Origin of the sequence: Streptomyces sp. NBC_00162 (assembly GCF_024611995.1) — a bacterium.
Lineage (GTDB): Bacteria > Actinomycetota > Actinomycetes > Streptomycetales > Streptomycetaceae > Streptomyces.
This window is the reverse complement of sequence record NZ_CP102509.1, coordinates 2,314,351-2,339,260: the sequence shown is the minus strand read 5'-3', so window position 1 is coordinate 2,339,260 and position 24,910 is coordinate 2,314,351. Positions and strand designations below refer to the sequence as shown.

The 24,910-nt window shown below is 74.3% G+C and carries 10 protein-coding genes and 1 pseudogene; 7 read left to right on the top strand and 4 right to left on the bottom strand.

Annotated features, from left to right (window positions below):
* The first annotated feature begins 215 nt into the window (after positions 1-215).
* Positions 216-1,288: pseudogene (locus JIW86_RS11185) on the top strand (phosphatidylinositol-specific phospholipase C domain-containing protein).
* Here JIW86_RS11185 and JIW86_RS11180 read toward each other — a convergent pair.
* A complete protein-coding gene (locus JIW86_RS11180; protein WP_257553619.1) occupies positions 1,285-2,196 on the bottom strand; it encodes an ion transporter in 912 nt (303 codons plus the stop codon). The pseudogene JIW86_RS11185 and the gene JIW86_RS11180 overlap by 4 nt on opposite strands.
* A gap of 249 nt (positions 2,197-2,445) precedes the next feature.
* Between JIW86_RS11180 and pqqA the strand changes: the two genes are divergently transcribed.
* The 5 genes from pqqA to pqqB are packed head-to-tail and all read left to right on the top strand — an operon-like array spanning position 2,446 to position 5,587.
* Complete coding sequence (gene pqqA / locus JIW86_RS11175) at positions 2,446-2,550, top strand: pyrroloquinoline quinone precursor peptide PqqA (protein WP_215146397.1); 105 nt, start codon at positions 2,446-2,448, stop codon at positions 2,548-2,550.
* 58 nt (positions 2,551-2,608) lie between these two features.
* The gene (pqqC, locus tag JIW86_RS11170) at positions 2,609-3,304 is read left to right on the top strand and encodes a pyrroloquinoline-quinone synthase PqqC (protein ID WP_215146398.1); all 696 of its coding nucleotides are present in this window, start codon (positions 2,609-2,611) and stop codon (positions 3,302-3,304) included.
* A gap of 26 nt (positions 3,305-3,330) precedes the next feature.
* Entirely contained in the window at positions 3,331-3,585 is a 255-nt protein-coding gene (gene pqqD, locus JIW86_RS11165) for a pyrroloquinoline quinone biosynthesis peptide chaperone PqqD (protein WP_257553618.1), read from the top strand.
* Positions 3,576-4,688 carry a pyrroloquinoline quinone biosynthesis protein PqqE gene (pqqE, locus tag JIW86_RS11160; protein ID WP_257553617.1) on the top strand — a complete coding sequence of 371 codons (1,113 nt, stop codon included), beginning with the start codon at positions 3,576-3,578 and terminating at the stop codon, positions 4,686-4,688. The genes pqqD and pqqE overlap by 10 nt, the downstream gene beginning before the upstream one ends.
* Positions 4,685-5,587 (top strand): pyrroloquinoline quinone biosynthesis protein PqqB, encoded by a 903-nt coding sequence (pqqB, locus tag JIW86_RS11155; protein WP_257553616.1) that lies wholly within the window; start codon positions 4,685-4,687, stop codon positions 5,585-5,587. The genes pqqE and pqqB overlap by 4 nt, the downstream gene beginning before the upstream one ends.
* Positions 5,588-5,654: 67 nt before the next feature.
* On the opposite strand, the gene JIW86_RS11150 is transcribed toward pqqB, so the two are convergent.
* Genes JIW86_RS11150 through JIW86_RS11140 form a run of 3 tightly spaced genes read right to left on the bottom strand, consistent with a single transcriptional unit; the run spans position 5,655 to position 8,222 of the window.
* On the bottom strand, positions 5,655-6,413 hold the full coding sequence (locus JIW86_RS11150; RefSeq protein ID WP_257553615.1) for a thioesterase II family protein: 759 nt from the start codon (positions 6,411-6,413) through the stop codon (positions 5,655-5,657).
* A 28-nt stretch (positions 6,414-6,441) separates the two neighbouring features.
* Positions 6,442-6,639: an acyl-CoA carboxylase epsilon subunit gene (locus JIW86_RS11145; RefSeq protein ID WP_257553614.1), complete on the bottom strand. Its 198-nt coding sequence runs from the start codon at positions 6,637-6,639 to the stop codon at positions 6,442-6,444.
* A 23-nt stretch (positions 6,640-6,662) separates the two neighbouring features.
* On the bottom strand, positions 6,663-8,222 hold the full coding sequence (locus tag JIW86_RS11140; RefSeq protein ID WP_215146404.1) for an acyl-CoA carboxylase subunit beta: 1,560 nt from the start codon (positions 8,220-8,222) through the stop codon (positions 6,663-6,665).
* 360 nt (positions 8,223-8,582) lie between these two features.
* On the opposite strand from JIW86_RS11140, the gene JIW86_RS11135 reads away from it, so the two are divergent.
* A complete protein-coding gene (locus JIW86_RS11135) occupies positions 8,583-24,887 on the top strand; it encodes a type I polyketide synthase (RefSeq protein ID WP_257553613.1) in 16,305 nt (5,434 codons plus the stop codon).
* Positions 24,888-24,910: the final 23 nt, after the last annotated feature.

Below are 24,910 nucleotides of genomic sequence, written 5' to 3'. Positions count from 1 at the left end.
CCCGGCCCTCAGACGCGTCCGACGCTTCGTTCGAGGGGAGAGTCGCGGGACGGGTTCCGCACACCGGACGTGTCCGTTCTCACAGCGGCTCCCCGGCCGCCCTCCCCCGGACTCCGTCCGGGGGACCCCCGGTCACTCCCTGGTTTTCTGTGCTTCATTCAACTCTCCTAATCTTCAAGCGACTTGAGCCGCACTGGAGTGACAGGAGCCGAAGCATGAGACTGCGAAACCGGATGGCGGGCGCGGTGACCGCGGGACTGGCGGCGCTCGCCCTCGCGCTGGGCACGGCCCCCGCCGGCGCGGCGGGTCCCTCCGACGGCCTCCCTTACGCGGGATCGACCGGAGTCGGCGTGCACAACGCCTACGAGAAGGCGAAGTACCCCTACTTCGCGGACGCGCTCGACTCGGGCGCCGCCATGCTCGAGCTCGACGTGTGGACCAACTTCTTCGGCAGTTCGTGGCGGGTCTCGCGCAACAATCCTCCCCCAGACTCCGTCCGGGGGGACCCCCAGGCAACGACAACAACTGCGAGAACGCCACCACCCCCGCCCAGCTGCGCACCAAGGCCCGCAACCAGAACCTGGCGGGCTGCCTCTCCGACATCCGCAGCTGGCACGACGCCCACCCCGGCCACCGGCCCGTCGTCCTCAAGCTGGAACTCAAGGACGGCTTCGCCGCCAACCTCGGCCGCGGCCCGGCCGACCTCGACGCGCTCCTGACCGGCAGGCTCGGCGACGCCGTCTACCGCCCCGGCCTGCTGGCGGCCGGCCACCCCGACCTCGACACCGCCGCCCGCGCCGGAGCCTGGCCCAGCCGCGCCGAGCTCGCCGGGAAGTTCATCGTGGAGCTGATCCCCGGCACCGTGGAGGAGGGCAACAGCTCCGACACCCTGTGGACCGGCCGGGAGTACGCCACCCACCTGCGCTCCCTCGCAGCCCAGGGCCGGCTCGGCGAGGCCGCCGCGTTCCCGGCCGTGCACCGGGCCGAGGCGGGCGACCCCCGCGCCCGCTACGCCGACGCCTCCCTGCGCCCGTGGTTCGTCGTCTTCGACGGTGACGCGAGCGCCTACGCCGGGGGATCGATCGACACCGCCTGGTACGACCGCAACCATTACCTGGTGATCGCCACCGACGCCCACAACGTCGCGCCGGCCATCGACGCCACCCGACCGACGGAGGCGCAGGCCCGCGACCGCCTCGCGCTCCTCGCCGGACACCACGCCTCCATCGTCTCCGCCGACTGGTACCCGCTGCCCCAGGTCCTGGCCACGTTGGTCCCGCGCGGCTAAGGCCCCGTGTGCGAGGCCTCCAGCTGTCGCGCCGGGGGCAGCTCCCCCGTGGTGAGGCCGGCCTCGATCTCGTCCAGCGCGCGGCGGGCGGTGGCGATGCGCTCCCGGACGCCCTCGGCGTTCTTGGAGTCCATGACGTCCTGCCCGCCCCCGCCATGGGACGGGGCCGGTACCCGGCCCGCCTCCGCTTCGATCTCGCGCGCCTCGTCCAGGGAGTTCAGCACGACGCCGATCAGGACGTTCACCAGCACGAAGGAGGCGAGCAGGGCGTACGAGGCGTAGTAGATGATGCTGAGACGGGAGATCTGCAGCCCGGCCCGCACCGCGTCGGTGAGCCCGTCGAGCGTCGTCAGCAGGAACAGGGTGAGCGCGGCGCGGCCCAGGGAGCCGTAGTGCTGCGGGTCGGACTCCGCGAAGCAGACCCAGCCGACCATGGCGTACACGTACAGCACCAGCGCGCCCACGAACAGGAAGCTGGCGGTGCCCGGCAGGCTCCGTCCCACGGCGATCAGCAGGATGCGCAGATGCGGCAGGAAGCGCGCGGTGCGCAGGACCCGGGCCAGCCGCAGCAGCCGCAGCAGGGTGGTGTTCTCGCGTACGAGGGGGACGAAGGCGGAGGCCACGACCGCGAGGTCGAAGAGGTTCCAGGGGTCCCGGAAGAATGCTTTCGGCCGGTCGGCGTGCGCGCCCACCCGCAGCAGCATCTCCAGCGTGAACACGACCAGGCAGCCGTCCTCCGCGGCCTGCAGCACCGGCCGGTACTCCCGCGCCACCCCGCTGTACGTCTCCACGCCCATCAGCGCCGCGTTGAGCAGGATCACTCCGAACACGGCCAGGCCGAAGGCGGAGGTCTCCGTGATCTCCTTGCACCGGGCCGCCAGTTTCACGCGGCCGCGTCGGGCCGGCATCGGGACTCTCATCTTGCTCCTCGTACGCGTCTTCACCGCAGGTCCGCGCCGGGCGGGGCGCGGTGGTCGTTCCTACTAACGCCACACACCCGATCGGGTTTCAGCCCGGTGCCCACGTCAACCCGCCTGGCCTCGGAGGGCCGCAGGGGTGAAAGTCCGGTGTTAGGGGCGGTTAGGGGAGTTCCGGCACCCGGGCCAGGCCATAGGTTCCTGGCGGAAACCGATGGGCACCGAGCGAAGGAGCACCCCATGGCCGAGGTCACGGAGACCCCCGAGGCGTGGACCACCCCGGACTTCGTCGCGTACGAGACGGCTTTCGAGGTCACCGCGTACGCCGCGCGTCTGGAGAAGTGAACCCACAGTCGGCGGGCGGGAGTCCGGGCGACCGGCTCCCGCCGTGGCGGGAGAACACATGACGGCAACACTGGACGAGTCCGAGTTCATCAGCGCCCTGCGCGCCCTGTCCTCCTCCTACTGGGGAAGCCATCCCTTCCACCGGCGGCTGCACGGCGGCGAGCTCGACCGGCGGGCGCTGCGGCTGTGGGCCGCCAACCGCTGGTACTACCAGCGGATGCTGCCGCAGAAGGACGCGGCGATCATCAGCAACTGCCCGCTCCCCGAGATCCGGCGGGTCTGGGTGGACCGGCTGGCCTACCACGACGGGACCGCCGGGGACGAGGGCGGCATCGCGCGCTGGCTGCGGCTGTGCGAGGCCGTGGGGCTCAGCCGCGAAGAGGTGCTCGACGAGCGGCACGTGGTCCCCGGCGTGCGCTTCGCGGTCGACGCGTACGTGAACTTCGCCCGGACCAAGCCGTGGGCCGAGGCCGTGGCCTCCGGGCTCACCGAGATGTTCGCCGGACACCTGATGAGCCGCAGGGTCGCCGACATGCTCGCCCACTACGACTGGATCCGCCCGGCGGACCTGGCCTACTTCACGGACCGCATCGAGGCCGTGTCCGGTGAGGGCAAGGGCACCTTGGACATCGTCGTCCGGCACTGCACGACACGGGAGCAGCAGGACGCGGCCGTCGCCGCGCTCCGCTTCAAGTGCGACCTGCTGTGGCTGATGCTGGACGCCGTCGAACGCGCCACCGCCACGGGCGAGTAGTGGCCGCAACCGCAGAAGGAGTGGCCGTGGACAGGCCCGTGCTCGGCCGCGGAGTGCGGCTCATCTACGACAGGACGCGGCAGACGCATGTCGTGCTCCACCCGGAAGGGGTGCTCGTGCCCAACGGGACCGCCGTCTCGGTGCTCGAACTCTGCGACGGAACCACGAACGTCGCGCAGATCACGGCGGTGCTCGGCGCCAGGTACGCCGGAGTCCGCGAGACCGAGGTCGGCACCGTCCTGGAGCGGCTCACTGAGAAGGGCGTCGTGCGATGGATCTGACCGCCACCCGGCCGCAGAACGCGGCCCCGCCCCTCGGGCTGCTCGCCGAGCTCACCCACCGCTGTCCGCTGCACTGCGCGTACTGCTCCAACCCGCTGGAACTCATCGAGCGGGAGCGCGAGTTGAGCACCGAGCAGTGGGCTGAGGTGTTCACCCAGGCCCGCGAGATCGGTGTCCTCCAGGTGCACCTGTCCGGCGGCGAGCCGCTGGCCCGCCGCGACCTGCCCGAGCTCGTCTCGCACGTCAGCGGCCTCGGTTGCTACGTCAACCTCGTCACCAGCGGGCTCGGCCTCACCGAGGCGCGCCTCGCGGACCTGGTCGAGCGCGGGCTGGACAACGTACAGCTGTCGGTGCAGGGGGCCGACGCCGCACGCGCCGACCGGCTCGCGGGCGCCAAGGCCCACCACCACAAGATCGCCGCCGCGGCGATGATCCGCCGGCAGGGGCTGCCGCTCACCGTCAACGCCGTACTGCACCGCGCCAACCACGACCAGCTGGCAGGCTTCATCGACCTGGCGACAAGCATGGGCGCGGACCGGCTGGAGCTCGCCAACACCCAGTACTACGGCTGGGCGCTGCGCAACCGGGAGGCCCTGATGCCCACCCGTGAGCAGCTGGCCGCTGCCGAACCGGTCGTCCGGGCGGCGATGGAACGGCTGAAGGGCACGATGGAGATCGTGTACGTCCTCGCCGACTACTACGAGCCGTACCCCAAGCCGTGCATGCACGGGTGGGGGGCGATCCAGCTCACGGTCGCCCCCGACGGCACCGTGCTGCCCTGCCCTGCGGCGGGCGCGATCACCACCCTGGAACTCGACAACGTCACCGAGAGGCCGCTGGCCGAGATCTGGTACGAGTCCGGCTCCTTCAACGCCTATCGCGGCGAGGAGTGGATGTCCGACCCCTGCCGGAGCTGCGACCGGCGCTCCCTCGACCACGGCGGCTGCCGCTGCCAGGCCTTCCTGCTCACCGGGGACGCCGCGGCCACCGACCCGGTGTGCTCGCGATCCGGCCGGCGCGGCACCGTGGACCTGATGTTGGCGGGCGTCCCCGCGACACCCCCCGAGCTGGTGATGCGCGGACCGGTGGCGGTACGCCGATGAGGGCCGTACTGCTCGGCACCGCCGCCGGAGGCGGCTGCCCCCAGTGGAACTGCGCCTGCCCGGTGTGCACGTCGGGAGCGCCCGCCCGGTGCCAGGACGGCCTCGCGGTCGGCGCCGACGGCGTCGGGTGGTACCTGGTCAACGCCTCGCCCGACATCCGTGCGCAGATCCTCGCCGCCCCCGAGCTGGCGGCCGGTCCCGGGCCGCGCGAGACACCGGTGCGCGGTGTGCTGCTCACGGACGCCGAACTCGACCACACGCTGGGCCTGATGATGCTCAGGGAAGGGGCCGGGCTGCGGGTGTGGGCGCCGAAGGCGGTGCTCGAGGCGCTGGACACGGGGTTCCCGGTGCGGAGGATCCTCGGCGGCTACGGCGCAGGAGAGTGGTCCGAGGTCGTCGCCGGCAAGGAGCAGGAGGTCGGCGGGCTGCGGGTGACCGCCTTCGCGGTCGGTGACAAACGCCCCAAGTACGCGCGCTCGCTGCCCGGGGTGGCCGGCCCCTGGGTGGTCGCCTACCGATTCGAGGACCCGGCCACGGGCGGGGTCCTCGTGTACGCGCCGTGCCTGGCCTCCTGGCCGCCCGGCTTCGACGAGTTCACCGCCGGGGCCGGATACGTCCTGCTCGACGGCACCTTCCATTCGGCCCGGGAGTTCGGCGGCGCCACGCGCGCGGCCGGGGCGAGCGGCGCGCAGGCCGCGATGGGACACCTGCCGGTGACCGGGGAGGGCGGGAGCCTGGCCCACATCGGGCGGCTGCGGGCGGAGCGGCCGGGCACGAGGTTCGCGTACACACACCTCAACAACACCAACCCGATGGCGGATCCGCGCTCCGCGGCCCACCGCGAGGTGTGCGCGGCGGGGGCGGAGATCCCGGCCGACGGGACGCGCATCGAGCTCTGAGCGGCTCCACACCGAAGGGTCCGGCCGCAGTACTGCGGCCGGACCCTTCGGTGTGGAGCCGTGTGCCTCAGGCGAGCTGCTGCCGCACCAGCTCGATCACCTCGGAGGCGTGCTGGTTGAGATAGAAGTGACCGCCGGTGAACGAGCGGAAGGAGCAAGGGCCTTTGGTGTGAGCGGCCCAGCCAAGGGCCTCCTGCTCGGTCACCTCGGGGTCGCTCTCCCCGTTGAGCACCACGACCGGGCAGGCCAGCGCGGGGCCGGGGAGGTAGCGGTAGGTCTCCGCGGCCTTGTAGTCGCCGCGGATCGCCGGCAGCACGGCCCGCAGCAGCTCGTCGTCGGCCAGGACCGCCGGGTCCGTGCCGCTCATCCGCTTGATCGTGGCCAGCAGCCGCTCGTCCGGGGCGAGATGGACCCGCTCGTCCTCGCGGTGCAGGGAGGGGGCCCGGCGCCCCGAGGCGAACAGGGCCGCCGGCGTCACGCCGGCCGCCTCCAGCCGCAGCGCCACCTCGAAGGCCAGGGTCGCGCCCAGGCTGTGGCCGAACAGCGCGACGGGTCGGTCGCACCACGGCCGCAGCTCCGCGAACACCCGGTCCGCGAGCGTCCGTACGTCGTCCACGACCGCCTCGTGGCGGCGGTCCTGGCGGCCCGGGTACTGCACGGCCACCACGTCGGCCTGCGGGGACAGGGCCCGGGACACGGGGAAGTAGTAGCTGGCCGAGCCGCCCGCGTGCGGGAAGCAGAACAGCCGTACGGGGGCCTCCTCGGCGGGGTGGAAGCGGCGCAGCCAGGCGCTGGGCGCCCGCACGGTGGTGGTCGTACCGTTCATGGGTGGTCGGTGTCCTTACGTAGTGGGTTCACACGGCGGTCCAGGTGCCCGGCGGGCGCCAGCCGCGCGCGGGACCCCAGGTGGCCCCGGGCCGGGGCGCGGCCTGCTCCCCGGCGTCGCCCCGGCCCCGGGTGGTGGAGAGCAACACGAGGAGGACGGCGGCGAGTTCGGTGCTGTCCGGGGCGCCGCGCACGATCCTCAGGTGGGGTTCGGCCCGCTCGCTCATCGGGGTGCTCCTCTGCGGTAGGGCTAGAACGGCGGGTTGCCGTGCTTGCGTTCGGGCAGCGGCACGTGCTTGGCCCGCAGTGCCTCCAGGGCGTCCACCAGCACCTGCCGGGTCGTGGCCGGGTCGATGACGTCGTCGACGAGGCCCCGCTCGGCGGCGTAGTACGGGTGCATGAGCTCCTGGCGGTACTGCTTGACGCGCTGGGCGCGGGCCGCCTCCGGGTCGTCCGCGGCGGCGATCTCCCGGCGGAAGACCACGTTGGCGGCGCCCTCGGCGCCCATCACCGCGATCTCGTTGGTGGGCCACGCGAACGACAGGTCCGCGCCGATGGAGCGGGAGTCCATGACGATGTACGCGCCGCCGTACGCCTTGCGCAGGATCATCTGCACCCGGGGCACGGTCGCCGCGCAGTACGCGTAGAGCAGCTTCGCGCCGTGCCGGATGACACCGCTGTGCTCCTGGTCGCTGCCCGGCAGGAAGCCCGGCACGTCCACCAGGGTCACCAGCGGCACGCTGAACGCGTCGCAGGTCTGGACGAAACGCGCCGCCTTCTCCGAGGCGTTGATGTCCAGCACCCCGGCGAGCGAGGCGGGCTGGTTGGCGACGATGCCCACCACGTGCCCGTCCAGCCGGGCCAGACCGCAGATGATGTTGGTCGCCCAGTTGGCGTGCACCTCGAACAGATCGCCGTCGTCGACGATCTCCTCGATCACGGCACGCATGTCGTACGAGCGGTTCGGGTCGGCCGGCACCAGCTGCGACAGCGCCTCGCACGACCGGTCGGCCGGGTCCGTGGCGGCCACGGCGGGCGGCAGCTCGCGGTTGTTGGACGGCAGCAGCGACAGCAGGTGGCGCACCTCCTCCAGGCACTCCTCCTCGGTGTCGTACAGGAACGCGCTCGCGCCGGAGACCGAGGAGTGGACCTGCGCGCCGCCCAGATCGTTGTGGCTGATCTTCTCGCCGGTCACCGCCTGCACCACGTCGGGGCCGGTGATGTACATCTGCGCGATGTCGCGCACCATGAACACGTAGTCCGTCAGGGCGGGGGAGTACGTGGCCCCGCCCGCGCACGGTCCGAGCATCACGCTGATCTGCGGGATCACCCCGGACGCGGCCACGTTGCGGCGGAAGATGCCGCCGTACCCGGCGAGCGCGGTGACGCCCTCCTGGATACGGGCCCCCGCGCCGTCGCTCAGCGATACCAGCGGGGCGCCCGCCGCCACCGCGAGGTCCATCACCTTGTGGATCTTCTGCGCGTGCGCCTCGCCGAGCGAGCCGCCGAAGATCCGGAAGTCGTGCGCGTACACGAACACCCGGCGGCCGTCGACCTTGCCCCAGCCGGTCACCACCCCGTCGGTGTGCGGCCTGCGGTCCTCCAGGCCGAATCCCGTCGCCCGGTGCCGGCGCAGCTGCTCTATCTCCCGGAAGGTGCCCGGATCGAACAGCAGGTCCAGCCGCTCGCGCACGGTCAGCTTGCCGCGGGCGTGCTGCGCCTCGGAGGCGCTCGCGGACGGGCCCAGCTCGACGGACTCCTTGATCGCTCCCAGTTCGGCCACTCGGACACTGACATCGGCAACTGTCATGCTCCACCCGTCTCTTCGGCCACCGGGGCGCCGGACGGCGGCGCCCCGGGGCAGCAGTGCGTGCCATTGAAGGCGTCCGGGGCGCGCGCGGAGAACACCGACCACCCCCCTGAACGCTCCGGGGCCCGCCCGCACCCCCGCCCAGCAGGCACATCGCGCCGGGCGGCGCGGACGCGCGGCGTCCGGAGCCGGGAACGGGCGGGTTCCGGGCAGGGTCAACACCCGGGGGGATAGGGGTGTCGCGCCCCTTCGGGGCCGACCTAGCGTGCGATCACCTCGTGGCCGGAACTGACCCGGGGCAATCGATACCGAGCTGGGAGCGTGCAGATGTCCGCGGGCTTCGATCCTGTCGCTGATGACTTGTCCGGCGCGGAGGTCCGCCCGGGGGCCGAACTGGCCGCCCGGCTGACCGGACTTCCCGGGAGCGAGCAGTCCAGGCTGCTCCTGGACCTGGTCTGCACGCAGGCCGCCGACATCCTGCGCGCGGCCCACCCCGACACCGAACCGGTGGTGCCGACCGGCATCTCCTTCAAGGAACTGGGCCTGGACTCCATCGCCCTGGTCGACCTGCACGCCCGGATCAACGCCGCGACCGGGCTGGGCCTGCCGGTGACCGCCGCGTTCGACCACCCCAGCCCCGAGCTGCTGGCCGCGTACGTCCGCACGGAACTCCTCGGCGTGCCCGCCGAGCCGGCGGCCCCCCGCGCGGCCCCCGTTCCCGCGGCTGCCGCGGCCTACGACGCGGAGCCCATCGCCGTCGTCGGCATCGGCGGGCGCTTCCCCGGCGGCGTGCGCTCGCCCGAGGAGCTGTGGGACCTGGTCTCCCGGGGCGCGACCGCCGTCGGGCCCTTCCCCGACGACCGCGGCTGGGACCTCGACGCACTGTTCGACGACGACCCCACCGTGCCCGGCACCTGCTACACCCGCACCGGCGGATTCCTGCACGACGCCCCCGAGTTCGACGCCGAGTTCTTCGGCATCAGCCCGCGCGAGGCGCTCGCCATGGACCCGCAGCAGCGGCTGCTGCTGGAGACGGCCTGGGAGGCGCTGGAGCGCACCGGCATCGACCCGACCTCGCTGCGCGGCAGCCGCACCGGCGTGTTCATCGGCGCCGGCCCCTCCGAGTACGGGCCGCGGGTGCAGGACGCCCCCGAGAGCCTGACCGGCTACCTCGTCACCGGCGGCGCGCTCAGCGTCACCTCCGGGCGCGTCGCCTACGCGCTGGGCCTGGAGGGCCCGGCGCTCACCGTCGACACCGCCTGCTCCGGATCGCTGGTCTCCCTGCACCTGGCCGTGCAGTCCCTGCGCCGCGGCGAGTGCTCCATGGCGCTGGCGGGCGGTGTCACCGTACTGAGCACGCCCGGCCTGTTCACCGAGTTCAGCAGGCAGCGCGGGCTCGCCCCGGATGGGCAGATCAAGGCCTTCGCAGCGGGCGCCGACGGCACCTCCTTCGCCGAGGGCGTCGGCCTGCTGGTGGTGGAACGGCTCGGTGACGCCCGGCGCAACGGGCACCAGGTGCTCGCCGTCATCCGCGGGTCGGCCGTCAACCAGGACGGGGCCAGCAACGGGCTCACCGCCCCCAGCGGCACCGCGCAGCAGCGCGTCATCCTCCAGGCCCTCGCCGACGCCGGACTGTCGGGCGAGGAGGTCGACGCCGTCGAGGCGCACGGCACCGGCACCACGCTGGGCGACCCGATCGAGGCCCGGGCGCTGATCGCCACCTACGGCAAGGACCGGCCCGGGGACCGGCCGCTGTGGCTCGGCTCGGTGAAGTCCAACCTCGGCCACACCCAGGCCGCGGCAGGGGTGGCCGGCCTGATGAAGATGATCATGGCGATGCGGCACGGCGTACTCCCGCGGACCCTGCACGTCGACGCCCCCACCGGAAACGTCGACTGGTCCGCCGGGACGGTACGGCTGCTCACCGAGCCCGTGCCCTGGCCGGCGGACGAGGACCGGCCGCGCCGGGCGGGCGTCTCCGGCTTCGGGATCAGCGGCACCAACGCGCACGTCATCGTGGAGGAGCCGCCGCGCGAGCCGGCACCGGCCCCCGCCGCCCGCACCGGTACGGGCCACCCCGCCCTCGTGCCCGTCGGGGCGCGCTCCGAGGAGGGGCTGCGCGCACAGGCCGCCCGGCTCGCGGAGTTCGTGGCCGAGCGGCCCGAGCTCACCCCCGACGACCTCGGCCACTCCCTCGGCACCGGCCGGGCCGCCCTCGACCACCGCGCCACCGTCCTGGCGGCCGGCCACGAGGAGCTCCTGGCGGGCCTGCGCGCCCTCGCCGACGGGGAGAGCACCCCCGCCACCCGGACCGGCACGGTCCCCTCCGGGCGCCTCGCGTTCCTCTTCACCGGCCAGGGCAGCCAGCGCCTGGCCATGGGCCGGCAACTGTACGACTCCCACCCCGTGTTCGCGGACGCCCTCGCCGAAGCCATCGGCTGGCTCGACCTCCAGCTCGACACCTCCCTGTGGGACGTCCTCTTCGCCGAGCCGGGCACCGAGGCGGCCGCGCTGCTCGACGAGACCCGCTACGCGCAGACCGCCCTCTTCGCGGTCGAGACCGCCCTGTTCCGGCTCGTCGAATCCTGGGGCATCCGCCCCGACTTCCTGGCCGGCCACTCCATCGGCGAGATCGCGGCCGCCCATGCGGCGGGAGTGCTGAACCTGGAGGACGCGGCCACGCTGGTCGCCGCGCGCGGCCGGCTGATGCAAGAGCTGCCCCGGGGCGGCGCCATGGTCGCCCTCCAGGCCACCGAGGAGGAGATACTCCCGTTCCTCGGCGCCGAGGCCGGGGCCGGCGCCGAGGCCGGTGCGCAGGTCGCCGTCGCCGCCGTCAACGGGCCCGACTCCGTGGTCCTCTCGGGGGAGGAGCACGCGGTACTCGCACTCGCCGAACGCTTCGCCGGGCAGGGACGCAAGACCAAGCGGCTCCAGGTCAGCCACGCCTTCCACTCGCCGCTCATGGAACCGATGCTCGCCGAGTTCCGCAGGATCGCGGGCATCCTCGGCTACTCCGCGCCCCGCATCCCCCTCGTCTCCACCGTCACCGGACGGCTCGCCACCTCCGAGGAACTCCGCTCGCCCGACTACTGGACCGGCCACGTCCGCGAGGCCGTCCGCTTCGCCGACGCCGTCGACTGGCTGTCCGTACAGGGCGGCGTACGCACCTTCCTGGAGCTCGGCCCCGACGGCGTCCTCAGCGCCCTCGGCCCGCACTGCCTGCCCGAGGAGCGCGAGGCCGACACCGTCTTCGCGCCCGTGCTGCGCGCCGGCAAGGACGAGGTCCGCGAGGCGCTGGGGGCCGCCGCCCTCGCCCACACCCGCGGCGCGCTCCTCGACTTGGACGCCGTCTACACGGGCCGCGACACCCGCCGCGTCGACCTGCCCACCTACGCCTTCCGCACCCGGCGCTACTGGCTCGCCCCCGAGCGGGCGGGCGGCGACCCGTCCGGACTGGGCCAGCTCGCCGCCCGGCATCCGCTGCTGGGATCGGTCGTCGACCTCGCGGGCGCCGACGGCACCGTACTGACCGGCCGCCTGTCACCGCGCACCCACCCGTGGATCGCCGACCACACCATCGCCGGGGTCACCCTGCTGCCCGGCACCGCCTTCGTGGAACTGGCCCTGCGGGCGGCCGCGGAGACCGGCTGCGCGCTGGTCGAGGAGCTGACGCTCCAGTCGCCGCTGGTCCTGCCCGCGTCGGGTGCGGTGGCGATCCAGGTAGTGGTCGCCGCCGCCGACGCGGACGGCCGCCGCGCCCTCGCGTGCTACTCCCGCCCGGACGGCGCCGGCCGTCCCGACCACCCCGACCACCCCGATCAGGCGGACCCCGTCGAGGACGAGTGGGTCCGCCACGCCACCGGCGTCCTGGCACCCGCCGCCCCCGACGCGGACACGGGCGCCCTCGCCGGCGCCTGGCCCCCGGCCGGCGCCGTACCGCTGGACGTCAGCACCCTGTACGAAGACATGGCGGACGAGGGCTACGGCTACGGGCCCGCCTTCCACGGCGTACGCGCCGCCTGGCTGCGCGACGGCGAGGTCTTCGCCGAGGTCGAACCCCCGCAGCCGACGCGCGCGGACGCCACGGGCTACGGACTGCACCCGGCGCTGCTGGACGCCGCGCTCCATCCCGCCGACCACGCCCTCGCGGCCGGCGGCGACCGGCCCGAGGGGACCTGGATCCCCTTCTCCTGGAACGGGGTCACGCTGTACGCGGGAGGCGCCTCCGCCGTCCGCGTACGGATCACCGCGCGCGGCCGGGACGAGCTCGCGGTGACCGTCGCCGGCGCCGACGGCGCCCCCGTGGCCCGCGTCGACTCGCTGCAGCTGCGCGCCGTCACCGGGCAGCAGCTGTCGGGCGACCGTACGGACCCGCTGCTGCGCGTGCAGTGGAACCCGCTCGAACTGCCTTCAGAATCCGTGGAGTTCACGGATCTCACGGAGCTCGCCGACGGCCCGGTGCCGCCCGTCGTCGTCTACCGCACCCTCCCGACCCCGGACGGCGACGACCTGACCGTCGCCGTCCGGACGGTGGCCGCCGACGCACTGGCCGCCCTGCGGACCTGGCTGGCGGACGACCGCTACGCCGACTCCCGCCTGGCCGTGGTCACCCGCAACGGCGCCTTCGTCCCCGGTACCGACGTCGACCTCGCCCAGGCCCCCGTCTGGGGCCTCGTACGCTCCGCCGAAGCGGAGAACCCCGGCCGCTTCACCCTCGTCGACACCGACGAGGCCGGGCTCCCCGCGCTCGGCCGGGCGCTCGCCGCCGCCACCGAGCCGGAACTGGCCCTGCGCGGAGCCGAGTCGTACGTCCCCAGGCTGGCCGCCGTACCCGCCCCCGGCGAGGCGCGCCCCGCCCCCTGGGACGCCACGGGCACCGTGCTCATCACCGGCGGCACCGGCGGCGTCGGCGCCGAACTCGCCCGCCACCTCGTCCGGCGGCACGGCGTACGCCACCTCCTGCTCACCAGCAGACGCGGCCCCGACGCCCCCGGCGCGCGCGAACTCGTCGCCGACCTGGCTGCCTTGGGCGCCGAGGCCACCGTCACCGCCACCGACGTCGCCGACCGGGACGCCCTCGCCGCGCTGCTCGCCTCGATCCCGGCCGCGCACCCGCTGCGCGCCGTGGTGCACGCCGCCGGGGTCATCGACGACGGCCTGACCAGCGACCTCACCGCGCAGCGCCTCGACACCGTGATGCGGCCCAAGGTGGACGCCGCCTGGAACCTGCACGAACTGACCGCCGGCCTGGACCTGACCGCCTTCGTCCTCTTCTCCTCCGCCTCGACCGTCCTCGACGGCGCCGGCCAGGGCAACTACGCCGCCGCCAACCTCTTCCTGGACGCCCTCGCCGCCCACCGCGCGGCGGCCGGCCAGGTCGTCACCTCGCTCGCCTGGGGCCTGTGGGCCGGTGGCGGCGGCATGGGCGCCACCCTCGACGCGGCCGCCCTCACCCGGATCGAGCGCCTCGGCCTCGACTCGCTGACCTTCGAGGAGAACCTGGACCGACTGGACCGGGCCCTGTCCGGTCACGAGCCGGCGGTGGTCCCCGTACGCGTGAACCACCGGGCCGTACGGAGCCGCGGCGACGGCACGCCCACCCTGCTGCGCGCCCTCGTACGGACCGCCGTACGCCGCCCGGCAGCCGGGGCGGCGGCCGCGGCCGCCCCGGCCCACGCCCGCGTGCCGCTCGGCGCCGGCCTCGCCGAGCTCGGCGCGGCCGACCGCCTCGCCACCGTGCTGCGGCTGGTGCGCACCGAGGCCGCTGCCGTACTCGGCTACCAGAGCGCCGAAGAGGTCACCGCGAACCGGGCGTTCACCGAGACCGGCTTCGACTCGCTGGCCGCCGTGGAACTGCGCAACCGGCTCGGCGCGGCGACCGGACTGCGGCTCAGCGCCACCCTGACCTTCGACTACCCGACGGCGACCGCGCTGGCCGAGCACCTCGTGACCAAGCTCGTCGGTACGGCCGCCCCGGCCCAGGCCCCCGCCCCGGCGGCCCCGGGCGCCGGCGCCACCGCCGACCCGATCGTGATCGTCGGGATGGCCTGCCGCTACCCCGGCGGAGTGACCTCACCCGAGGAGCTGTGGCAGCTCGTCGCGGACGGCGCGGACGCCATCGGCCCCTTCCCCGCCGACCGGGGCTGGGCGGACGACCTCTACGACCCGGAGATCGGCAAGCCCGGCAGGACGTACTCCACGGAGGGCGGATTCCTCTACGACGCCGCCCGGTTCGACCCGGCGTTCTTCGGGATCAGCCCGCGCGAGGCCCAGGCCATGGACCCGCAGCAGCGGCTGCTGCTGGAGGTCGCCTGGGAGACCTTCGAACGCGCCGGGATCGACCCCCGCTCCGTCAAGGGCAGCAGCACCGGCGTCTTCGCCGGAGTGATGTACCACGACTGGGGGCTGCGGCTCGGTCCGCTCCCCGAGGACGTGGCCGCCTATCACGGCAACGGCAGCCTCGCGAGCGTGGTCTCCGGCCGGGTCGCCTACGCCCTGGGCCTGGAGGGCCCGGCGATCAGCGTGGACACCGCCTGCTCCTCCTCGCTGGTGGCCCTGCACATGGCCGCCCGTTCGCTGCGCGCCGGGGAGTGCTCGCTGGCCCTCGCCGGCGGAGTCACGATCATGTCCACCCCGGACACCTTCCTCGACATGAGCCGTCAGCGCGGCCTCGCCGCCGACGGCCGCTGCAAGTCCTTCGGCGAGGGCGCGGACGGTACGGGCTGGGGTGAGGGCGCGGGCGTCCTGCTGCTGGAGCGGCTGTCGGACGCGCGGCGCAACGGACACCGGGTGCTGGCCGTCGTGCGGGGCTCGGCGCTGAACCAGGACGGGGCGTCCAACGGTCTGACCGCCCCGAACGGTCCGGCGCAGCAGCGGGTGATCCGCCAGGCGCTCGCGGACGCCGGGCTGACGGCGGCCGAGGTCGACGTGGTCGAGGCGCACGGCACGGGCACCCGACTGGGCGACCCGATCGAGGCGCAGGCCCTGCTGGAGACGTACGGACAGGAACGCCCCGAGGGCCGGCCGCTGTGGCTGGGCTCCGTCAAGTCCAACATGGGGCACACGCAGGCCGCCGCCGGTGTCGCGGGCATCATCAAGATGGTCCTGGCCATGGACCACGGCCTGCTGCCGCGGACCCTCCACGCGGACACCCCCTCCGACCAGGTCGACTGGTCGGCCGGCGAGGTGGAACTGCTCACCGAGGCGCGGGAGTGGGCCGTCACACCGGCCGGGGTGCGGCGGGCCGGTGTGTCCTCCTTCGGGATCAGCGGCACCAACGCCCACGTGATCATCGAGCAGGCGCCGCAGCCGGAGCCGGAGCCGGGCCCGGCCGTCGAGGCCCCGCCGGGAGCCGCCCTCCCCGCCGTCCCCTGGACCGTCTCCGGTGCCACGCCCGAGGCCCTGCGCGCCCAGGCCGACCGGCTGCGGGAACGCCTGGCCTCGTTGTCCGACGAGGAACTGGCCCCCGCCGCCCACGTACTGGCCACCGGACGCGCGGCGCTGGAGCACCGCGCCGTCGCCCTGGGCGCCGACCGGGCGGAACTCTCCCGCTCGCTGGAGCTCCTCGCGGGAGCGGCGGTGGCCCAGGACGCCAAGACCGCCTTCCTCTTCACCGGCCAGGGAGCCCAGCGGCTGGGCATGGGCCGGGAACTGTACGCCGCCTTCCCGGTGTTCGCGGCGGCCTTCGACGCCGCCTGCGCGGAGATCGACCCGCACCTCGGGCAGTCGTTGCGCGCGGTGGTGTGGGGTGAGGACGCGGACGCGCTCCACGCCACCGCCCTCGCCCAGCCCGCCCTGTTCGCGCTCGAAGTGGCGCTGTTCCGGCTGGTGGAGACCTGGGGCCTGCGGCCCGACGTGGTGGCCGGGCACTCGATCGGAGAGCTGGCCGCCGCGCACGCCGCGGGCGTCCTGTCCCTCGCCGACGCCGCGGAACTCGTCGTCGCACGCGGCCGGCTGATGCAGGACCTGCCCTCCGGCGGCGCCATGGTCGCGGTCCAGGCGACCGAGGAGGAGGTGCGGCCGCTGCTCACCGGCCAGGTGGGCCTCGCGGCCGTCAACGGCCCGCGGGCCGTGGTGGTTTCGGGCACCGAGGCGGCCGTCCTCGCCGTGGCCGAGCACTTCGCCGCCGCCGGACGCAAGACCAGCCGCCTCTCCGTCTCACACGCCTTCCACTCGGCGCTCATGGAACCCATGCTCGACGAACTCGCCGCCGTGGCCCAGCGGTTGACCTTCCATGAACCGCGCATCCCCATCGTCTCCACCGTCACTGGCGAGACCTCCACCACGTGCCAGTCGCCCGCCTACTGGGCCGGCCAGGTCCGCGAGCCCGTCCGCTTCGCCGACGCGGTACGCCGCGCCGAGGAACTGGGCGTCCGTACCTTCGTCGAGATCGGCCCCGACGCCGTGCTCACCGCGCTCGGCGCGGGCTCGGCCACCCACGAGGACACCGCCTTCGTCCCCCTGCTGCGCCGTGACCGCGACGAAGCCCGCGAAGCCCTCACCGGCATCGGCTCGGCCTGGGCGCACGGCAGCGCCGTCGACTGGCCCGCCGTGCTCGGCGGCCCGGCCCGCCGCCCCGGCACCCTCGTCGACCTGCCCACCTACGCCTTCCAGCGCGAGCGCTACTGGCTCGATGTGCCCGCGGCCACCGGAAACCTCGGCTCGGCCGGCCTCGACCCCGTCGAACACCCCCTCCTCAGCGCGGCCGTCGTCTCGCCCGAGTCCGGTTCCGTCGTCCTGACCGGCCGGCTCTCGGCCGCCGGACAGCCCTGGATCGCCGACCACGCGGTGCACGGAGCCGTACTGCTCCCCGGCACCGGCTTCGTCGAGCTCGCCGTACGCCTCGGCGACCAGGTGGGCTGCGACCTCCTGGAGGAGCTGACCCTCGAAGCCCCGCTCGTCCTGCCCGCCACCGGGGGCGCCGCCCTGCGCGTCGCCGCCGGAGCGCCCGACGCGTCCGGCCGCCGCCCCGTGCACATCCACTCCCGCCCGGACGGCGCCCCCGAAGACGCCTGGACCCGGCACGCCACCGGCTTCCTCGTCACCGGCGCGCCCCCACAGGTCGAGGCGGACCTCACCCAGTGGCCGCCGCGCGGCGCCACCCCCGTCGAGGTGACCGGGGCGTACGAGAGCCTGCGCGAGCGCGGATACGGCTACGGGCCCGCCTTCCAGGGCCTCAAGGCGGCCTGGCGGCGCGGCGACGAGCTGTTCGCCGAGGTCGCCCTGCCCGACGCGGTGCGCGGCGAGGCCGTCGGCTACGGACTGCACCCGGCGCTCCTGGACACCGCCATGCACGTCGACGTCCTCGTCGACCAGGGCGAGGGCGGCACCGAGGCACTGCTGCCCTTCGCCTGGAGCGGGGTCAGCCTGCACGCGACGGGAGCCGCGGCCCTGCGCGTGTACGTACGCCGGATCCGCGGCGCAGAGGAGTCGGCGATGGTCGTCGCCGACGAGACCGGCCGCCCGGTGATGACCGTGGCCTCGCTGATCTGCCGGCCCGTCTCCGCCGACCAGCTGGAACCGGCCGACGGCACCCTCTCCGACGCCCTGCACCACATCGAGTGGACCCCGCTCCCCGAGCCGGCCGAACCCGTCCACTCCTCCTCCGTCGTGGTGCTCGACGAGTACGGACTGGCCATCCTCGGCGACCCGTCGGCCGTCGTACTGGCCTGCTGCCCCACCCCGGTGCGCCGGCCCGTCCTCGAAGCCGCGCGCACGGTCACCTCGTACGTGCTCGGCCTGTTGCAGTCCTGGCTGACGGACGAGCGGTTCGAGTTCACCACCCTGGTCGTCGTCACCCGCGGCGCGGTCGCCACCACCGAGGACACCGCCCCCGATCTGACCCAGGCCTCCGTGTGGGGCATCGTCCGGGCGGCCCAGGCCGAGAACCCGGGCCGGATCGTCCTGCTCGACACCGACCCGGACACCGACCCGGCGGACTTCCCGGCCATCGCGGCCGCGGCGCTGGCCCACGGAGAGCCCGAACTCGCCCTACGCGACGGCCGGTTCCTCATCCCGCGGCTGGTACCGACCGCCGTACCCGAGGCGGACGCCCCCTGGAACGGCGAGGGCACCGTCCTGATCACCGGCGGCACCGGCGGACTCGGCGCCCGCCTCGCCCACCACCTCGTCACCCGGCACGGCGTACGCCACCTGCTGCTCACCAGCCGGCGCGGCCCGCAGGCCCCCGGCGCCGCCGAACTGCGGGAGCGGCTCCTGGACGCCGGAGCCCTGGACGTCCGCGTCGCCGCCTGCGACGCGGCCGACCGCGCCGCACTGGCCGACGTACTCGGGGCGATCCCGGACGAGCACCCGCTCACCGGCGTCGTCCACGCGGCGGGCGTGGTGGACCCCGGGCTGATCGGCACGCTCACCCCCGAACGCCTGGACACCGTCCTGCGGCCCAAGGCGGACGCCGCCTGGCACCTGCACGAACTGACCGAGGGCCTCGGCCTGACGGCGTTCGTGATGTTCTCCTCGGCCGGCGGACTCGTCCTCCCCGCCGGACAGGGCAACTACGCCGCCGCGAACGTCTTCCTGGACGCCCTGGCCGCCCACCGGCGAGCGGCCGGCTTCCCCGCCACCTCCCTCGCGTACGGACTGTGGGCCGTCAACACCGGTCTCGGCGGCGAACTCACCGACGCCGACGTCGAGAAGATGAACCGGCTCGGCCTCCCCGCCCTCCCCGCAGCCCGCGGCCTCGCCCTCTTCGACGAGGCCCTGCGCACCCGGCACGCCCTGCTCGCCCCCCTCCTCGTCGACCCCGCCGCCCTGCACGCCCGGGGCGCCGACATCCCGCCGCTGCTGCGCGCCGCCGCGGCCGCCGCCCGGCCCGCCGGCCGCCGTACCGCGGCGAACACCGCACCCGCCGGCGACGGCCTCGCCCGCAGGCTGGCCGCCCTCGGCGCCACCGAACGCCGCCGGACCCTGCTCGACCTCGTCGCCACCCAGGTCGCGGCCGTCCTCGGCCACGCATCGGCGGACGCCGTCGGAGCCGACCGCGCCTTCAAGGAACTGGGCTTCGACTCCCTCGCGGCCGTCGAACTGCGCAACGCGCTCAACTCCGCGACGGGCCTCAGGCTTCCCGTCACCCTCGTCTTCGACTACCCGACCACCCGCGCCGTCGCCGAGTACCTCGACACGGAGTTCGGCGGATCGGAACCGGAAGCGGCACCGGAGCAGCCCGCAGCCCCGGCAGGCCTCTCGGACGACGAACCCATCGCCATCGTCGGCATCAGCTGCCGCTTCCCCGGCGGCGTGCGCTCCGCCGAAGACCTGTGGGACCTCGTCGCCGAAGGACGCGACGCCATCGCCGACTTCCCCGCCGACCGGGGCTGGGACACCGACGCCCTCTACGACCCGGAGCCCGGCCTGCACGGGAAGACGTACGCACGCGAAGGCGGATTCCTTTACGACGCGGCCGAGTTCGACCCCGCGTTCTTCGGGATCAGCCCCCGCGAAGCCATCGCCATGGACCCGCAGCAGCGGCTCCTGCTCCAGGCCGCCTGGGAGGCGTTCGAACGCGCCGGCATCGACCCCACGACCATGCGCGGCAGCCAGACCGGCGTCTACGCGGGCGTCATGTACCACGACTACGGCTCCCGCCTCCAGCACATCCCCGACGACGTCGCCGGCTACCTCGGCAACGGCACCGCGGCCTCCATCCTGACCGGCCGCGTCGCCTACACCCTCGGCCTCGAAGGCCCGGCCGTCAGCGTGGACACGGCGTGCTCGTCCTCGCTGGTCGCCCTCCACATGGCCTGCCAGGCGCTGCGCCGCGGCGAGGTCGGCATGGCGCTGGCCGGCGGTGTGACGGTGATGTCCACGCCCGAGATCTACGTCGAGTTCGCCCAGCAGCGCGGACTGTCCGCCGACGGTCGGTGCAAGGCCTTCGCGGGCAGCGCGGACGGCACGGGCTGGGCGGAGGGCGTCGGCCTGCTGCTCGTCGAACGGCTCTCCGACGCACAGCGCCTGGGCCACGAGGTCCTCGCCGTCATCCGCGGCTCGGCGATCAACCAGGACGGCGCCAGCAACGGACTGACCGCCCCCAACGGCCCCTCGCAGCAGCGCGTCATCCAGCGCGCGCTGGCCACCTGCGGCCTCACCACCGCCGACGTGGACCTGGTCGAGGGCCACGGCACGGGCACCCGGCTGGGCGACCCGATCGAGGCACAGGCCCTGCTCGCCACGTACGGTCGCGGGCGGCCCGCCGAGGACCCGGTGTGGCTGGGCTCCATCAAGTCCAACATCGGACACGCCCAGGCCGCGGCCGGTGTCAGCGGAGTCATCAAGTCCGTCATGGCGCTGCGCAACGGCCTGATGCCCAAGACCCTCCACGTGGACGAGCCCTCGCCCGAGGTCGACTGGGAGGCCGGGAACGTACGGCTGCTCACCGAGGCCAGGCCCTGGCCCCGACGGGCGGACCGGCCGCGCCGGGCCACCGTCTCCTCGTTCGGCCTGAGCGGCACCAACGCCCACCTGATCGTCGAGGAGGCGCCGGAGCCGGCCGTGGCCGAGGCCCCGGCCCGGGTCCAGGCGACGGCTCCCGCGGCGTGGCCGCTGCTGCTGTCCGGCTCCGACGCGGACGGCCCGGCGCGCCAGGCACGCGAGCTCCACTCACGCCTGCTCGCCGACCCGGGACTGGACCTCGGCGACGTCGCCTACAGCCTGGCCACGGGCCGGGCGGCGCTGGAACACCGCGGAGTCGTCCTGGCCGCGGACGGGCAGAGCGCACTGAGCGGGCTCGAAGCCTTCCTCGAGGGGGAGGGCGAGGGCGTACGAGGCTCCGCGCGGTCCGGAGGGCGGACGGCGTTCCTGTTCACCGGGCAAGGTGCGCAACGGCTCGGGATGGGACGGGAGTTGTACGCGTCCTTCCCGGTGTTCGCGGCGGCCTTCGAGACCGCGTGTGCGGAGATCGACCCGTTGCTGGGGCGGTCGCTTCGGGATGTGGTGTGGGGTGAGGATACGGAGGCGCTGAACGCGACCGCCCTGACCCAGCCTGCCCTGTTCGCGTTGGAAGTCGCACTGTTCCGGCTGGTGGAGGCGTGGGGCGTACGGCCTGACGTGGTGGCCGGGCATTCGATCGGTGAGCTGGCCGCCGCTCATGCGGTGGGGGTGCTGTCGCTGGCGGATGCTGCCCGGTTGGTGGTGGCGCGTGGCCGTCTGATGCAGGCGCTGCCGGCTGGTGGCGCGATGCTGGCCGTCCAGGCGACGGAGGAGGAGGTGCTGCCGCTGCTCACCGACGGGGTGGGTATCGCGGCGGTCAATGGTCCGCAGTCGGTGGTGGTTTCGGGTGTGGAAGCGGCGGTTCTGGCCGTGGGCGAGTACTTCGCCGGGGCCGGCCGGAAGACGAGCCGTCTGGCCGTCTCGCACGCGTTCCACTCCGCCCTGATGGATCCGATGCTGGACGAGTTCCGTGCTGTGGCCGAGGAGCTGAGCTTCAGCGCGCCGCGCATACCCGTGGTCTCAACCGTGACCGGTGAGCTGTCGGAGGCGTGGCAATCGCCCGAGTACTGGGTCGGGCAGGTGCGGGAGGCCGTCCGTTTCGCCGACGCGGTGCGCGTCATGGAGCAGCAGGGCGTGACCCGGTTCCTGGAGATCGGCCCCGACGGCATCCTGACCGGGCTGGCCGCGCAGAGTGTGGACGGCATGGCTGTCGCGGGTCTCCGTAAGAACCGGCCCGAGCCCGAGACCCTGGTCACCGGCCTCGCGCAGCTCCACGTACACGGCGTGGCCGTCGACTGGCAGGCCTTCTTCGCCGGTACCGGCACCCAGCGGGTCGACCTCCCCACCTACCCCTTCCAGCGCACCCGCTACTGGCTCGACGCCCCCGCCGCCGTCGGCGACGCGGCCGGACTGGGGCAGCAGCCCGCCGGGCACCCGCTGCTCAGCGCGGTCGTCGTCTCGCCCGAGACCGGCGCCCCGGTCCTCACCGGCCGGATCTCCGTCCCCACCCACCCCTGGCTCGCCGACCACGCCGTACACGGCAGCGTCCTGCTGCCCGGCACCGCGTACGTCGAGATGGCGCTCCGCGCCGGACACGAGGCGGGCTGCGCCCGGGTGGAGGAGCTGACCCAGGAGACCCCGCTGCTGCTGCCGGGGAACACCGGAGTCGCCGTGCAGGTCGTCGTGGGCGAGGCGGACGAGTCGGGGCGGCGGGACGTCACCCTCTACTCGCGCGCCGAGAACCTCGCCGCCGACGCCCCGTGGACCCGCAACGCCCGCGGTGTCCTCGCCCCCGAGCCGGCGGTCCCCGCCGCGGACCTGGAGGCCTGGCCCCCGGCCGGCGCCCGCCCGGTCGACGTGAGCGGGATGTACGAGGACCTCGCCGGACTCGGGTACGGCTACGGGCCGGTCTTCCAGGGCCTCACGGCCGCCTGGCGGCGCGGCGACGAGCTGTACGCCGAGATCACGCTGCCCGACCACGCCCGTACGGAGGCCGCCGCGTTCGCTCTGCACCCCGCGCTGCTCGACGCGGCCCTGCACGCGGAACGCATCTTCGACGGGGACGGGGACGGCGACGGACCCGTCCGGGCCGCCCTGCCCTTCGTGTGGAACGGCGTCACCCTGCACGCCTCCGGCGCCGCCGCGCTGCGCGTGCGGCTGACCAAGCCCGGCCCCGACGCCGTCGCCCTGCGGATCACCGCACCGACCGGTGAGCCCGTGGCCACCGTCGAGTCGCTGGTGGTGCGCGAGGTGTCCGCCGAGCAACTGGCGGGCGGCGACGGCGGCAGTGGCGCCGGCCTGTTCCGCATCGACTGGCAGCCGCACGAGGCTGACCAGTCGCACCAGCCCTCCGGCACCCCGGTGTCCGTCGAGGACTGGCTGGTCGTGGGGTCCGGTCTGCCCGGCCTCCGGGCGGTCGGCTCGCTCGCCGACCTCGCCTCGGAGCCGCAGGTGCCGGGCACGGTCGTCCTGACCGCGCCCGACGTCTCCGACGTCTTCGGTACCACAGGCGGCGTGCCCGAGCAGGTCCGCACCTCCGTGGGCCGACTGCTCGACGGGCTCGGGCAGTGGCTGGCCGACGAGCGGTTCGCCGACTCCCGTCTGGTGCTCGTCACCCGGAACGCCGTGCCCGTCGACCCCGCCGACACCGTGGACTGCGTACAGGCCCCGCTATGGGGTGTGCTGCGCGCCGCGCAGGCCGAGAACCCGGGCCGCTTCACCGTCGTCGACCTCGACGAGGCGGACGCGTCCGTGCAGGCCCTGCCCGCGGCCGTCGCCACGGCCGAGACGGAGATCGCCCTCCGGGCCGGCCGGATCCTCGTACCCCGCTACGCCGTCGCCGCCACCGGGGACGCCACGGCCCCGCAATGGGACCCGGACGGCACCGTACTGATCACCGGCGGCACCGGCCTGCTGGGCGGGGTGCTCGCCAGGCACCTGGTCGCCGAGCGCGGCGTACGCCACCTCGTACTGACCAGCCGGCGGGGCACGGAGGCCCCGGGAGCCGAGGAACTCCGCCAGGAACTAGGCGCGTTGGGTGCATCCGTGCGGATCGTCGCGGTCGATGCGGCCGACCGGTACGCGCTGGCGGCACTGCTCGACGAGATCCCGGCCGCGCACCCGCTGACCGGTGTCGTGCACGCGGCCGGAGTCATGGACAACGCCCTGGTCGGCGCCGTCACCAAGGAGCAGGTGAGCCGGGTGCTGCGGCCCAAGGCGGACGCCGCCTGGCACCTCCACGAGCTGACCAAGGACCTCGGACTGACCGCGTTCGTCCTCTACTCCTCGGCCGGCGGCCAGATCCTGTCCGCCGGACAGGCCACCTACGCGGCGGCGAACGTCTTCCTCGACGCACTGGCCGCCGACCGCCGCGCCGCCGGTCTCGCAGCCACCTCGCTGGCCTGGGGCCTGTGGGAGGGCACGGTCGGCGAGGGCCCGGAGCTCACCGAGGCCGACCTGCGCCGGATGGGCCGCTCCGGCGTCCTGGAGCTGTCCTTCGACGACGGGCTGGCCCTGTTCGACGCGGCGCTGGCACTGGACGACGCCCTGCTCGCCCCGGTCCGGCTCGACCGTGCCGCGCTGCGCGAGCGGGCCGACGACATCCCGGCCCTGCTGCGGGGGTTGGCAGGACCGCCCGCACGCAAGACCGTCAAGCCCACCGCGGTCCCGTCCGCGGGCTCCGGAGACACCGGCGGCTCCCTGGTACGGCGCAAGCTGGCCGGCCTGACCGCCGGGCCGGAGCGGGTCCGCTACCTGGAGGAACTCGTACGGGGCCACGCGGCCGCCGTACTGGGCCACGGCGACCCGGCGGGAGTCGCTGCCGACCGCGGCTTCACCGAGCTGGGACTGGACTCCCTCGGGGCCATCGAACTGCGCAACCGGCTCCAGAAGGCGACCGGACTGCGGCTGCCCGCCACGCTGATGTTCGACTACCCCAACTCGGCTTCCCTGGCCGGTTTCCTGCTGGAGGAACTGGAGCCCGAGCCGGCCGCCGCGGCGGCGGGAGAGCCGCTCGACGAGGACGGCATCAGGCGGGCCCTGCTGTCGATCCCGGCCGCGCGCCTGCGCGAGTCCGGCCTCCTCGACGCCCTGCTCGGCCTGGCGGAGACCGCTCCTGCCGAGGCGGCCGCCGACCCGGCGCCGCAGGGCCCGGCCGCCATCCAGGACATGGGTGTGGACGACCTCGTACGTGCCGCCCTGGCCGGCGGCGAACTCAGCTGACCCCGACCTGGATGATGAGGATG

What these genes read in the sequence shown, in the direction of transcription:
- pqqB (WP_257553616.1), top strand. Translation starts at nt 4,685, where the DNA reads ATGAGGGCCGTACTGCTCGGCACCGCCGCCGGAGGCGGCTGCCCCCAG.
- JIW86_RS11150 (WP_257553615.1), bottom strand. Translation starts at nt 6,413, where the DNA reads ATGAACGGTACGACCACCACCGTGCGGGCGCCCAGCGCCTGGCTGCGC.
- pqqC (WP_215146398.1), top strand. Translation starts at nt 2,609, where the DNA reads ATGACGGCAACACTGGACGAGTCCGAGTTCATCAGCGCCCTGCGCGCC.
- JIW86_RS11140 (WP_215146404.1), bottom strand. Translation starts at nt 8,222, where the DNA reads ATGACAGTTGCCGATGTCAGTGTCCGAGTGGCCGAACTGGGAGCGATC.
- JIW86_RS11180 (WP_257553619.1), bottom strand. Translation starts at nt 2,196, where the DNA reads ATGCCGGCCCGACGCGGCCGCGTGAAACTGGCGGCCCGGTGCAAGGAG.
- JIW86_RS11145 (WP_257553614.1), bottom strand. Translation starts at nt 6,639, where the DNA reads ATGAGCGAGCGGGCCGAACCCCACCTGAGGATCGTGCGCGGCGCCCCG.
- pqqE (WP_257553617.1), top strand. Translation starts at nt 3,576, where the DNA reads ATGGATCTGACCGCCACCCGGCCGCAGAACGCGGCCCCGCCCCTCGGG.
- pqqA (WP_215146397.1), top strand. Translation starts at nt 2,446, where the DNA reads ATGGCCGAGGTCACGGAGACCCCCGAGGCGTGGACCACCCCGGACTTC.